Here is a 10,783-nt window from a genome sequence, read left to right as displayed (position 1 = left end):
GCAGCGATCTTCCAGTACATCAACGGGTTCTACAACACGCGGCGGCGTCACTCATATCTGGCCGGGATCAGCCCGCTCGCATTCGAGGCCAAGGTGGCATAATGAGATAGGTGACCGGCACGAAACCGTTACAAGTCCAGTGGTCAGCCCGCTGGCGGGCATGATATTCGATGCGCAAGGCCGGCCGATGTCACCGTGCCACACGCGCAATCATGGGAGGCGATACACCTACTACGCGTCCAACCAGGCGGACGGATCACGCGAGCCGGCGCAGCGACTGCCCGCAGGCGAGCTTAACAGTTCCGCGCGGCAGGAGTTAGTGGCTCTCCTCAAGGACCAGCGGCGGTTGAGTGAACTGGGCGAACATCTCGACGTTGAGGCCCGCGGCGAGCTCTTCGCATATGCCTCAAATCTGGCGGATGTCATCACAAACGCAACCATTGCCGAGTTTCGCGATCAGCTCGCAGGGCTTTCGGCCAAGGTTACAGTGACGCAAGGCGCGGCGCTCATGACCGTATCGACCGCAGCCCTGTTTGCGCAATTGCAATTGACATCGCCCGAGATCGAAACCCTCACCGTCAAACTGCCAACCAAGGAGGCTTGCTACGGACACGAGTCCCGACTGAGACTCGATCCGCCATCTGGCCCGGTCCCCGTCCGTGATGATAAGCTTGCCCATCTGATTGGGCGGGGCTTTGCAGCGCGTGAACGGCTTATGTCGATGACCGCCGACGAGCACTCGGCCATGCCCCAAACCGAAGCTCGGCATCTCGAGCGTATCGCTCGGCTAGCTTATCTCGACCCCGCAATTGTACGCAACATCCTGTCCGGCACGCAGCCTACATCCATCTCTGCGCGATCGCTTTGGCGCATGGCGGCATTTCCGCTTGCGTGGGCAGAGCAGCGCCAAGTGCTGGGATTCGGCGCTAACTGACCACCAACTGCATCATTAGGTCGCTATTTCAGCCGGCGAGACTTTTCCAGCATTGCGGGCTCCGACTCTAGGTCAGTCAGTCTCAGTTATGCGAACCGGCCTCAATCGTACGCGCAAAGTCCCTGAGAATACGGAGAAAATTCGCAAGTCTCGGCTTGGGCAGGTGAGACGCAGGTGTACGGAAGGTGCGTGGTGGGCCCGGCAGGATTCGAACCTGCGACCTAGCCGTTATGAGCGGCCAGCTCTAACCACTGAGCTACAGGCCCCGCGCACCGAGCGTCGGCATTGCGGTTAGCGGGGGGGGCGGCCGGTTGCAAGGCGCGGGTTGGGTTCTCAGATCTCAACCGCGCTCATCAGTTCGCTGACCATTGCCGGCCGGACATTGCGCCGTTCCAGGTACGTGAAGATCCGGCGCCACCAATCATAGAAACTGTCGAGATCGTCCTCGTCGTGGACATAAGGCGTCAGCCCCGGGCGCAGCGACGGGCTGTGGAACGAAAACACCAGCAACGGCAGCCCTTCGTCGATCGCGATGTCGATGCCCTTGATGGCTTCGTCCGCGCTCACGCCTTCGGGGGTCAGCGGGATGCGTTCGAGCATGCCCAGCCGGGACAGCACTCCGCGCATCGCCGGCGCGCGCCACAGCCGCGGATAGATCCAATCGCCCTGCTGGCGCAGCACGCCCCAGAACACCGTGGTCAGCGGCAGTTCGATCAGGCCCGCCGCGCGGTCGATCCAGTAGGGCCGCAGCGGGTGCTGGCGATAATCGGGCCCGCCCCCGCCCGAATAATCGAACCGCGAACGGACCGACGTGTCGAAGGCGATGCCGGTTTCGGACAGGATGCCGGCGGTGGCGGGCCCCAGCCCATAGCGCCCGGCGCGGTAGATGCGTGGCGGCACGCCGAATGCGTCCTCGATCGTGTCGCGCAGCTTGTTGAACTTGGCGCGTTCCAGTTCAGGTTCGAGGTTTCCGGCAAAACTGTTGAATTCGTTGACTTGCTCGGTGTGCGGCGGGCTGACCCACGGGTGGAGCTGTACACCCACTTCGGCGCGTCCGGCCTTGATTGCCTCGCCCAGCACTTCCACCGTCAGCGGATCGCTCGCCACCGGGAAGTCGATCAGATAGACCGGGACGACCCCGCACCCTTCGCAGAATTGCTGGAACTTGCCCAGCCGGGGCACATGGCTGAGCCCGTGGCCGCTACGGTCCAGCGGCTTCGACCAGTCGAATTCTTCCTCGGTATCGACCGTAACGATGAAGCGCTGTCCGAAATCGGCGTGAAAGCGGACAAAGTCGGGTGACCTCGGCACATCCAGCATGTTCGGCATGTGCAAGTCCCCGGTTCCAAGCAATCGATCGATGGTCGCAGCCGACGGTCCGCCGCTGGGAATGTCCATACGATACGGATCAATCACCCGATCGCACGGCAGACGCTTCCCTGTGGCTAGAATTGGTTACCGAATGGGTCAATAGAGGGAGCGTAAGAGTTAAAAATCGTGCCGACCGGCGCACTGATCCTCCCGCCGCGCGTGCTTCTGCACCGAGCAGGCGCAACGAGAAGCCGCGGCCCAACAGCGATACGCCCTCGGCTTTATCCACGAACTGACCGGCCTCCGCGGTCACGAGTGCATCGGGAAGCTTTGCGGCAAGCCGCATCGTATCGCCTTCACGACCAAGCCGAAGGCTCAGGCGCTCGCCCGGAATCGCCGCTGCGGCGATCGTCGACAAAAGCCGCCAGATCATGGCCTCGAATGCATCGGGCGCGATCCCCAGCGGCAGCGGTTCGTCACCCGGCTGGAAGGCAAGATTGGCCTGGCGCTGGTCGAACAGCGGGGCCAGCCGATCTACCAGCGTGGTGAGCGCGTGGCGCGCATCGGTTTCCCCGGGATCGATCGGCTGGCGCCCCGATTCGAGCCGCACCAGTTGGTCGATCGCCTCGAACTGCGCGAGCATCGTGGCTGCATCTGCCACGATCGACGCTGCATAACCGCGGTACTGGTGCGCAACCGAGCCCAGTATTTCCTGCTGGATGAGCTCGGCAAAGCCCTGGATCGCATTGATCGGCGTCTTTAGTTCGTGAAGCAACTGGCGCAGCCGGTCATCGGTATCGTGCGGCTGATACGGCCGGTGGGACACTTCAGTCAGCAGCAGCTCGTCGTGGCCGTCATCGTTGGCCGGGCCGGGCTTGAGCCGCAGCGCGAGTGTGGATGGTTCCGCCACCGGCCGGGGTCGGCGCAGCCTCGCGCGCCAGCCGGTAAAGGTACGGGTGGCGGGATCGAAGCATGGCACCGCATCGATCTGCCAGTCGCCGGCGATGGCGGGTGCGCCTTCGAGGCTGACGCGGCCTTCGCGCACCGGGCGGCGCTGGCGCGTGGCGAGCAGTGTCGATGGGTCGCAATACGCCGCCGCACGGCGATCGGCGGTGAACGGGCGGTGGCCGATCAGCATCGCCGCCGCGCCGCCATCGGCGCCGACCACTTCGCCCGCCGGATCGAGCGTGATGTCGATTGCGGTCAGCGCGGGCGGCGCAAAGCCGTCTGCGAAGGGCAAGTGGGGGTGCGCGCCGGCGCTGTCACGGTCGGCCTCGATCTGCGCGGCGGTGGCCGCACGATTGCGCCGGAATGCCTCGATCCGCCGGACGATTGCGCTGATGCCCTGGACTTCCTCGGCCACGCGCGGCGGAAGAGCGGGGGCGGGAACGGGAGCGGCTGAGGGGGCGGAGATGTGTTCAGCAGGCGCCACCGCATCCTGACCCACCACGCGCAGCACCGGCGGCACCACGGCCGCCTCGTACCCCGCTGGCAGCGGCAGCGGCGAATCACCGACGCCCAGCCGCGCCAGCAGCCTGGCGGGTGCACTCGTCCGGTCGCGCCCCATATCGCGGCGATGGCGCAGCAGCCCGCGCGCCATCGGCGAAAGCGCGGGGATCAGCGCCAGCCATTGCGCGTCGGTCAACCGCGCGGCGCCGAGTGCGGCCGCTGCCACGCGCGGGCCGGTTTCTGCAAAGTGCGCGGCAAGCCTGGGCGAACGCAGCCCTGCTTCGGCCGCGATCTGCGCCTGTTCGTCCTGCGGCAGACTTTTCAGCCGCACGCCAAGCTGCGCCAGCGCGTCGTCGTGGTCCGCGCTCCATTGCGAATCGGGCAGGCGATCGAGCAGGTCGATCAACTGGCGCACTTGCGTACGCGTGCCCGGCGCCCCGGCAAGGGGCGTGCGCAACACGGTGGCAAGGCGATCGTCGATGATCAAGTAAGGCTCCGGTTGCGGCAATTGCGAACGATTCCGAGGTGGACTTCAAGCCGGGTTTGACGCGTGAGTGCGGCTTTTCGGTCTGGCGCTACCGCGATGCGGTGCTGCTGCCACTCCGATAGTACCAAATTCGGGCAGGCGAACCAGTCTTGCATCGGCCTGCGTTGCATTGTGGGACGATTGCGATAAGAAACAATAATATTTCGGCAGAGGCGCGTTGTGACGGTGGAAAGTTGCCGTGAGGCGTTTGCGGCTGCGATGACGGAAAGGTCGATACTGGGGTGGATTCTGGCATGGCGACACTCGACGCAATCGATCGGCGGCTTTTGTCCGAGCTGCAGGACGAAGGGCGCGTAACCAACGTCGAACTCGCGCAGCGCGTGGGGCTGACGGCGCCACCGTGCCTGCGCCGCGTGCGCAGCCTGGAAGAAGCCGGGGTAATCCGCGGCTATCACGCCGATCTCGATGCGGCCAAGCTGGGATACACGATCACGGTGTTCGCCTTGGTCAGCCTGAAAAGCCAGGCCGAAGACGCGCTGCGCAGCTTCGAAGACCACATGAAACTGCTCCCCGAAGTGCGCGAATGCCACATGCTCAACGGGGAAATCGACTTCATCCTGAAAATCGTCAGCCGCGATCTGCAGGGCTTCCAGGAATTCCTGACCAGCAAGCTGACGCCGGCGCCCAACGTGGCCAGCGTGAAAACCTCGCTGACCATCCGCACCGCCAAGCAGGTGCCCGGGGTTCCGCTGGACTAGGGATCGCGCAATGCCGTTCATGCTGACAATGGCCCTGGCTCTGGCCGGACCCGATCTCGATCGCGTGTTGAGTCCGAAAGGCTATCCGGCTGGCTCGGTCCAGCGGGGGCGATCGGCTGCGGCGCTGGTGCGGCTGCTGATCGATCCGGACGGGGTCGTCGTGCGTTGCGAAACCGTGGCAACGGTGGGCTATGGATCGCTGGCCAAAGAGGTCTGCGGACGCGCGCACCACAGCAAGGTCCGTCCGGCGGTCGACGCGAACGGCAACCCGGCATGGTCGCAGGCGACAACCATGGCGCAATTCTATGCGCCCGGCTCGCCTGAAGCCGACGATGTCGCGCGCAGCGGGCCGATCCCCGATGCGCAGTTGACCGTCAGCCGACTGCCGCACACGGCAGGCAGTGCCGCCAACCAGGCCGATGCCAACCAGTCTGATGTGCGCGTGGTGGTGGGTGTGGACGAGCAGGGCAAGGCGGTCGATTGCGCAATCGACCCCCGGCCGCCTTACGGCACAAACCCGAAGCTGGCCGCCGTGGTCTGCGCAAACCGGGCGATGCTCGGCACCAAGCCGGTCAGCGATCCGGGCGGGCGCCCGTTGCGCTATGTCACACCTCTGACCGTGCGGTTGATCGCCGGGGGCTGACGGCTGGGTTAATCACCGAAGATCGCGTTGAATTTCAACGGTGACATACCTTCGGCCGAGGCCGCAAGATCGCCTTCTGCCACCCGCGCCGCCACCCGGCCCAAGTGCCCCATCGCTCCCGAAAACAGCGCGCTGCCCAGGCTCACGCGCTTGACGCCGGCCGCCGCCAGCTCCTCCATCGGCACGAATTGCCCCCACGGTCCGATCAGCACGTTGACCGGTTTCGGTGCCACCGCCGCGACGACCTTGCGGATTGCGTCAAGGTCGGGAAGGCAGGGCGCGTAAAGCACATCGGCGCCGGCATCGGCAAAGGCGGTGAGGCGGCGGATCGCTTCATCGAGGCGGGCCAAAGGATCTTCCAAACGCCCGTGCAGGTAGATGTCGGTCCGGCCGGTCAGCAGGATGCGGCCTTTCGCCGCTTTTGCTGCCACAGCAACGCGCGCCACCGCCGTTTCGAAGCCGTGGATCGGATCGTCGGGATTGGCCGTGGTGTCCTCGATTCCCAGCCCGGCAAGTCCCCCCGCGATCGCGGCTTCGACCGTGGCCGCGCAATCCTCGGGCGAGGGGCCGAAGCCGTCCTCAAGGTCGCCGTTGACCGGCAGGCCCGAAATGCGCGCGATCAGCGTGCCGTTGGCCACCGCCTCGTCGCGGCTGACCGCATGCGCCACATCGGCGCGTCCGAGCGCGTGCGCGATCGCGGCGGACGATGTGGCCAGCGCCTGGAAGCCCGCCTCGCGCAGCACGATTGCGCTGGCCGCGTCCCACGCATTGGCGAGCACGAACGGTTCGGGCGCCTCGTGCAGTGCGCGAAAGGCGCGATACGCGGAGGCTTGCACGGCGCTCATGCTCCGGCTTGCGCCTGATGGTGGCGGATCACTTCCTCGATGATGAAGCGCAGGAATTTCTCGGAGAATTCGGGATCGAGCCGCGCGTCTTCGGCCAGCTTGCGCAGCCGCGCGATCTGGCGCTCCTCGCGCGCCGGGTCCGACGGCGGCAGGGTGTTGGCGGCCTTGTAGGCGCCCACCGCCTGGGTGATGCGGAAGCGTTCGGCCAGGATGTGGATCATTGCCGCATCGATGTTGTCGATCGACTGGCGAAAGCCCGCCAGAACCGCGTCCGCGTCACCTGCATCTTCGGTCATCGCCAAGTTCCCATCGCCTGAAATCCCCCGCCATCGCGCTGGCTTTCGCGCGAAGTGCAACCGCTAGCGCGCCGATTGGACCTTGCCAAGCAACCCCTGCAGCGCCTAGCGACTGCGACGCGATGAGTGCAACAATCCACCCACTGCGTAACGCCGCCCACGCCAAAGCGGCACCCTCGCTCACGCCGCTGATGGAACTGGTGGCGGACGAGATGAATGCGGTCAACGCGGTGATTCTCGATCGGATGCAGAGCCGTATTCCGCTGATTCCGGCGCTCGCCGGCCACCTGATCGCGGGCGGCGGCAAACGCATGCGCCCGATGCTGACTTTGGCGAGCGCGGCGCTGCTCGGATATGCCGGCAACCGCCACCACAAATTGTCCGCCACCGTCGAATTCATCCACACCGCCACCTTGCTGCACGATGATGTGGTCGACGGATCGGACCTTCGGCGCGGCAAGGCCACCGCCAACATCGTGTTCGGCAACCCCGCCACCGTGCTGGTCGGCGATTTCCTGTTCAGCCGCGCGTTCGAACTGATGGTCGAGGACGGCAGCCTCAAGGTGCTGAAAATCCTCAGCCACGCCAGCGCGGTGATCGCCGAGGGTGAAGTCGATCAGCTCACCGCCGCGCGGCAGGTTGAAACGACCGAGGAACGCTACCTCAAGATCATCGACGCCAAGACCGCCGCCTTGTTCGCTGCCGCGTGCCGCATCGCCGCGGTGGTCGCCGAACGGCCCGAGGCCGACGAACTGGCGCTCGATGCTTATGGCCGCAACCTCGGCATCGCGTTCCAACTCGTGGACGACGCGATCGACTACGATTCCGAAGCCTCCGAAATGGGCAAGGGCCAGGGCGACGATTTCCGTGACGGCAAGATGACGCTGCCGGTGATCCTGGCCTATGCGCGCGGCACCGCAGAGGAACGCAAGTTTTGGGAAGCCGCGATCCTCGGGCACCGCACTTCGGACGCGGATCTCGCCCACGCGGTCGAACTGATCAACGCACACGATGCGGTCAGCGCCACCCGCGAACGCGCCCGCCACTACGCCCGCCGCGCGATCGACGCGATCGCACCGTTCCCGAAAAGCGCGGCCAAGGCGGCGATGATCGAAGCCGCCGAATTCGCGGTATCGCGGCGGTATTGATCCTTCGCAGCGGCTTGCCAGACCCGCGCATTGTGCGAGATAATCGGGCTGGACGACAAGGGAGCCGGGCCGTGAACAGATTCCAGACCTGGGTTCGGGCCTTGCTGGTTGCGCTCGCCATCGGCCTCGCGAGCTTGTGCATTCCGGCATGGGCCAGCGGCGATTCCGGCTGCTATCCCACGTGGAAGCCGGTCAGCTTCACCACCGGCTGCGCCAACCATGCCGTGCTCGCGCCATCGAACGACACCCGCGCCAACCTCCTGCTGCTGACCTTGCGCCCCGGCACCCCCGCGCACGCTTACCCCAAGTTCGAATGGGAAGACCGCGCGCTCGGCCACACGTTCTTCACCTGGAACCAGTTGACGCAGGTCTATGGCCCGGCGGCGAACACCGGCGGTTCGGGCTCGCGCTGCGACAGCCTGGCCGCGGGCGCCGCCGATTTCCATGCGGCATTGGTCGCCAACCGGCAGGTGTCCGCCACCGAACGCGACGCGCTCGACAAGGCGCGCAGTGGGCTTGCAGCGGGATGCAACGGCAATGCAAGGCCGTTGCAAACAGACTGGGCTCCGGGCCTGGCCAGCGGCGCAGGCAAGGCATTTCTCGGCTACCTGCAAGCCGCAGATGCGTTCTATGCCGGCGACTGGACGGCCGCCCGGCAAGCCTTCGCCGCACAGACCAAGGCCCGCGATCCGTGGGTGGCCGAAGCCTCGGCCTACATGGTGATCCGTGTCGAACTGAACGCCGCGCAGGAAAACGCCTTCGACGAATACGGCACTTTCGCGGGGCCGGCCAAAGTCGACCAGCCCGCCATTTCGCGCGGCAAGGCAGCCATTGCCGCCTACCTCAAACGCTATCCCAAGGGCCGCTATGCCGGCTCGGCGCAAGGCCTCCAGCGGCGAGTGGCCTGGCTCGGCGGGGATCTTGCCGGCCTGTCGCGCAGCTACGATCGCCTGCTCGGCACCGTGCCGTCGGGCAGCGACCAGGCCATCGTATTGGTGCAGGAGGTCGATAACAAGCTGCTGTTCGCCAAGGACGCCGGCGCCGCGCTGCAATCGCCGGTGCTGCTCGCGGCCTATGACCTGATGCGGATGCGCTCCAGCGAGGGCGGAGACCAGAAACCGCTCACCGGCGCCGATCTGGCTGCGCAGCAACCGCGCTTCGCCGCCCGGCCCGACCTTTACGCCTACCTGCTCGCCGCGCAGGCGTTCTATGTCGAGCGCGACGCCGCCCGCACGCTTGCGCTTACCGCCACCCGTGCCAAAGGCAGCGGCCCCGCCCCGCTCGGCTTCAGCGCAGCGGTGCTGCGCGGCCTTGCCATGGCCGAACGCCGCGATCCCGCCGAAACCGCATTCTGGCAAGCCACACTCGACACCGCGCAGGCACCCTACCAGCGCCCGCTGGTCGAACTCGCGCTGGCGATCGGCTTGGAACGCGCCGGCAAGATCGACGCAATCTTTGCCCCGCGTTCACCCGTCACCGATCCCACGATCCGCGAAATCCTGCTGCGCAACGTCGCCGCCCCTGCACTGCTCCGCCGCGTGACGGGCGATGCCACGCTCGACAAGCATCAGCGCGAAGTCGCGTTGTTCACGCTGCTCGACGGCGATCTCAATCTCGGCCACTTCGCCGATTTCGGCCGAGACCGCGCACTCATCCCCGCCGATGCCGGCACCGAAGGCTTCATGGGAGCCGTCCCACTTACCGACACGATCCCCGTCGGCCTGTTCGCCAGCGGCACCTGGAGCGATGTCTATCCGTGCCCCGCGCTGGCGGCCACGGCGGCCAAACTCGCCACCAACCCGCTCCACCCCACCGCACGGCTGTGCCTGGGCGATTTCTGGCGGATCAACGGCTTCGACCGACTGGGCAGCGCCAACGACAGCGAACCCGCCAGCAAGGACGGCGGGCCCGCGCTCGGTTCCAGCCCCAGCCAGTTCACCGGCGCGCTGATGACCCGCGCCAGCCTCTACCCGCCGATCATCGCCGATGCCCGCAGCCCGGCGCCCGAACGCGCTTACGCGCTGTTCCGCTCGGTGATGTGCTACGCGCCCAGCGGGAATAACGATTGCGGCGGGGCGGATGTGCCCAAGGCCCAGCGCAAGGCGTGGTACGAAACGCTGAAAGCGGATTACCCCGATAGCCGCTGGGCGCGCGACTTGCGCTACTATTGGTGAAGTTGCGGCCGATTGCGGCGGCGCTGCTGCTGGTGCTGGCCGGGCGCAAGCCAGCCCCCGCGCCCGCGCCCAGGGTTACGCTGGTCGGCCACGATGCCGTCTTCCTCTGGCCCGGCGTGCGCCCGCCGCCCGAATTGGCGCAAGCGAAAACGCTGTACCTGCTCGACGGTGAAGTGCGGCGCGACGGCAACACGCGCCTCACCGTGCTGCGCCCCGCCGCGCCGCGGATCACGCACGCCGATGTGTGGCTGGTCATCCGCCTCGAACGCCTCGACTGGCAGCCCGAATTGACCCGCAAGGTAATGGCCGAACTGGAACGCTGGCAAGGCGCGGGCAGCCGGGTGGTGGGCCTGCAACTCGATTTCGACGCGGGCACGCGCGGGCTCGATCGCTACGCCGCGTTCCTGCGCGACATCCGCCAGCAATTGCCGCGCCGCTACCGCCTGTCGGTCACCGGCCTGCTCGACTGGAGCGCGCACGGCGATCCGGCGGCGCTGGTCAAGCTCGCCGGCACGGTCGACGAAGTGGTGATCCAGACTTACCAGGGCCGCCGCACGATCCCCGGCTACGAAACCTACCTCGCCGGGCTGAGCGCGCTGCCGTTCCCCTACCGCATCGGCGTGGTCGAAGGCGGCGAATGGCGCGAACCCGCGGGCCTGGCGCGCGATCTGCATTATCGCGGGACGGTGGTGTTTTTGCTGCGGCGGTGAGGGTGGGGGCAGGGAGGGAAGGGTGCGC

Annotated in this window: 11 protein-coding genes and 1 tRNA gene; 7 read left to right on the top strand and 5 right to left on the bottom strand. The window is 66.4% G+C overall.

All coding sequences use genetic code 11. The features are described 5' to 3' along the window. Nucleotides 1-102, top strand: a 102-nt coding sequence (locus Q0R16_RS19555) for an IS3 family transposase (RefSeq protein WP_366857042.1), incomplete at its 5' end; no start/stop codon positions are given. A 37-nt stretch (nucleotides 103-139) separates the two neighbouring features. Continuing rightward, nucleotides 140-934, top strand: a complete 795-nt coding sequence (locus Q0R16_RS06780; protein WP_295633970.1) for a hypothetical protein — start codon at nucleotides 140-142, stop codon at nucleotides 932-934. A 190-nt stretch (nucleotides 935-1,124) separates the two neighbouring features. Here the strand turns inward: Q0R16_RS06780 and Q0R16_RS06775 are convergent. The 3 genes from Q0R16_RS06775 to Q0R16_RS06765 form a co-directional block, all read right to left on the bottom strand. Beyond that, a tRNA-Ile gene (locus Q0R16_RS06775) sits at nucleotides 1,125-1,200 on the bottom strand. 67 nt (nucleotides 1,201-1,267) lie between these two features. Next, on the bottom strand, nucleotides 1,268-2,263 hold the full coding sequence (locus Q0R16_RS06770) for a polysaccharide deacetylase family protein (RefSeq protein ID WP_295633967.1): 996 nt from the start codon (nucleotides 2,261-2,263) through the stop codon (nucleotides 1,268-1,270). Nucleotides 2,264-2,342: 79 nt separating this feature from the next. Then, entirely contained in the window at nucleotides 2,343-4,181 is a 1,839-nt protein-coding gene (locus Q0R16_RS06765) for a histidine kinase dimerization/phospho-acceptor domain-containing protein (RefSeq protein WP_295633964.1), read from the bottom strand. 293 nt (nucleotides 4,182-4,474) lie between these two features. Between Q0R16_RS06765 and Q0R16_RS06760 the strand changes: the two genes are divergently transcribed. Further along, entirely contained in the window at nucleotides 4,475-4,939 is a 465-nt protein-coding gene (locus Q0R16_RS06760) for an Lrp/AsnC family transcriptional regulator (RefSeq protein ID WP_295633961.1), read from the top strand. A 10-nt stretch (nucleotides 4,940-4,949) separates the two neighbouring features. Further along, the gene (locus Q0R16_RS06755) at nucleotides 4,950-5,582 is read left to right on the top strand and encodes an energy transducer TonB (protein WP_295633958.1); all 633 of its coding nucleotides are present in this window, start codon (nucleotides 4,950-4,952) and stop codon (nucleotides 5,580-5,582) included. Nucleotides 5,583-5,590: 8 nt separating this feature from the next. On the opposite strand, the gene Q0R16_RS06750 is transcribed toward Q0R16_RS06755, so the two are convergent. Further along, a complete protein-coding gene (locus Q0R16_RS06750) occupies nucleotides 5,591-6,427 on the bottom strand; it encodes an isocitrate lyase/phosphoenolpyruvate mutase family protein (protein ID WP_295633955.1) in 837 nt (278 codons plus the stop codon). After that, a complete protein-coding gene (locus tag Q0R16_RS06745) occupies nucleotides 6,424-6,723 on the bottom strand; it encodes a chorismate mutase (RefSeq protein ID WP_295633952.1) in 300 nt (99 codons plus the stop codon). The genes Q0R16_RS06750 and Q0R16_RS06745 overlap by 4 nt, the downstream gene beginning before the upstream one ends. A gap of 122 nt (nucleotides 6,724-6,845) precedes the next feature. Between Q0R16_RS06745 and Q0R16_RS06740 the strand changes: the two genes are divergently transcribed. From Q0R16_RS06740 to Q0R16_RS06730, 3 genes are all read left to right on the top strand, one after another. Next, nucleotides 6,846-7,871 carry a polyprenyl synthetase family protein gene (locus tag Q0R16_RS06740; protein ID WP_295633949.1) on the top strand — a complete coding sequence of 342 codons (1,026 nt, stop codon included), beginning with the start codon at nucleotides 6,846-6,848 and terminating at the stop codon, nucleotides 7,869-7,871. Between the two features lie 71 nt (nucleotides 7,872-7,942). Further along, complete coding sequence (locus Q0R16_RS06735; protein ID WP_295633946.1) at nucleotides 7,943-10,045, top strand: hypothetical protein; 2,103 nt, start codon at nucleotides 7,943-7,945, stop codon at nucleotides 10,043-10,045. Continuing rightward, entirely contained in the window at nucleotides 10,042-10,755 is a 714-nt protein-coding gene (locus Q0R16_RS06730) for a DUF3142 domain-containing protein (protein WP_295633943.1), read from the top strand. The genes Q0R16_RS06735 and Q0R16_RS06730 overlap by 4 nt, the downstream gene beginning before the upstream one ends. The last annotated feature ends 28 nt before the right edge of the window (nucleotides 10,756-10,783 follow it).

This window comes from Novosphingobium sp. (assembly GCF_025351285.1).
Lineage (GTDB): Bacteria > Pseudomonadota > Alphaproteobacteria > Sphingomonadales > Sphingomonadaceae > Novosphingobium.
Note: the sequence above shows the minus strand (reverse complement) of the source record. Positions and strands in the feature narration are given on the sequence as shown.

Bases quoted from the DNA above. Each gene is read 5' to 3' on its own strand.
- Q0R16_RS06745 (WP_295633952.1), bottom strand. From the start codon at position 6,723: ATGACCGAAGATGCAGGTGACGCGGACGCGGTTCTGGCGGGCTTTCGC.
- Q0R16_RS06750 (WP_295633955.1), bottom strand. From the start codon at position 6,427: ATGAGCGCCGTGCAAGCCTCCGCGTATCGCGCCTTTCGCGCACTGCAC.
- Q0R16_RS06770 (WP_295633967.1), bottom strand. From the start codon at position 2,263: ATGCCGAACATGCTGGATGTGCCGAGGTCACCCGACTTTGTCCGCTTT.
- Q0R16_RS06760 (WP_295633961.1), top strand. From the start codon at position 4,475: ATGGCGACACTCGACGCAATCGATCGGCGGCTTTTGTCCGAGCTGCAG.
- Q0R16_RS06755 (WP_295633958.1), top strand. From the start codon at position 4,950: ATGCCGTTCATGCTGACAATGGCCCTGGCTCTGGCCGGACCCGATCTC.
- Q0R16_RS06740 (WP_295633949.1), top strand. From the start codon at position 6,846: ATGAGTGCAACAATCCACCCACTGCGTAACGCCGCCCACGCCAAAGCG.